This window comes from Halorubrum sp. Atlit-26R, assembly GCF_003666015.1.
Lineage (GTDB): Archaea > Halobacteriota > Halobacteria > Halobacteriales > Haloferacaceae > Halorubrum.
In genome coordinates, this window is record NZ_QPLT01000461.1 from 1 (window position 1) to 476 (window position 476).

Consider the following 476-nt stretch of genomic DNA (forward strand, 5'->3'; position numbering starts at 1 on the left):
CAAGAAAGCACAGAACATCAAGAAAGAATGGAACGTGAGGAGCTTCTACTTAGATGATGACCTCGACGATGAGGTCACGACCACGTTCAAGCGCCTTGATCTTGCACTCTCGGAAAGCAAATCTGATGTGGATCTAAAGAAGACTCGGCACTTCTACCCGCTCCTCGTCGAGCTCGGGTTGGAGCAGGTGGACGAAATGGACGTTGAGGACATCACGCAGCGATTGGAGGGCCACAATACTGATGGAATCGAGTGAACGCGATTCTGCAACCGGCATCTCCCTATCCCGACCCCAGGGTAGCACATAGAAAGTCACCCTTATAACTCGGCTTTGCACGTTATCGCCTTGGGATCACGATATCGAAGGGGCGCAAGAAGTGTTCTACAGGCGGAACAGGCCGAGTGTCTTGGGCCGTGTCCCCGAGGTACTTCACGCGAGATTCACAAAACAACTCATCAGGAGCGAGAAGCCATTG

Annotated in this window: 1 pseudogene; it reads left to right on the top strand. The window is 52.5% G+C overall.

Features of this window, described 5'->3' with window-relative positions:
- Nucleotides 1-256: pseudogene (locus DVK07_RS21460) on the top strand (hypothetical protein); the annotation flags it as partial.
- Between the last annotated feature and the right edge of the window lie 220 nt (nucleotides 257-476).